The organism is Corynebacterium halotolerans (genome assembly GCF_050107895.1).
In the GTDB taxonomy this organism is placed as follows: domain Bacteria; phylum Actinomycetota; class Actinomycetes; order Mycobacteriales; family Mycobacteriaceae; genus Corynebacterium; species Corynebacterium halotolerans_B.
Genome location: NZ_JBNILW010000048.1, coordinates 1 through 595, shown reverse-complemented (window position 1 = coordinate 595; position 595 = coordinate 1). Strand labels below are relative to the sequence as shown.

At 62.4% G+C, this 595-nt stretch carries 1 protein-coding gene; it reads left to right on the top strand.

Annotated features, from left to right (window positions below):
• Positions 1–134 precede the first annotated feature (134 nt).
• Positions 135–595: helix-turn-helix domain-containing protein (locus ACQCVD_RS15485; RefSeq protein WP_426824672.1), on the top strand; the 461-nt coding region annotated here is incomplete at its 3' end.

Here is a 595-nt window from a genome sequence, read left to right as displayed (position 1 = left end):
GGCTCTTCCGTTTTTAGAGTGCATACCCCGGCCCGATAGCAGCAACCCATCCTGGGCACCCCACCACAAGATGTAGGGGTCCCCGGTGCGAAGATGAGAGTTACCACACGCTCATACTTTCGCCCCGAGGACCTATGCCCGATTCTACGTTTCTTGTTGCCGACACCATCATCCGCACCGTCGAACTCGGATTAACGATCACCGGCGCCGCGATCGACAATCACCACACCTGGATCACCTGCCAACCGGTCCAGCAGGACTCGACGTGTCCGTCCTGCAGGCAGCCGGGATGGCGTCGTGATCACGTCATTCGGCAACTCGTGGATCTACCGGTCGTGGGCCACCCCACCCGCCTGCGGGTACGCCTGCCCAGGTTCACCTGCACGAACCCTGAGTGCAGAACGCGGATCTTCCAACAACGACTCGACTGCGCGCCACCGAAACAGAAGATGACCCTGCGGTGCACCCGGTGGATACTCCAGCGCCTGGCGATCGACCGGATGAGCGTGGCCGCGATCGCGAAGTCGCTGGACATCGGATGGGACACCGTCAACCAGGTCGCCCTGGACCAGGCCCGTGAGCTGGTTGACGGCGA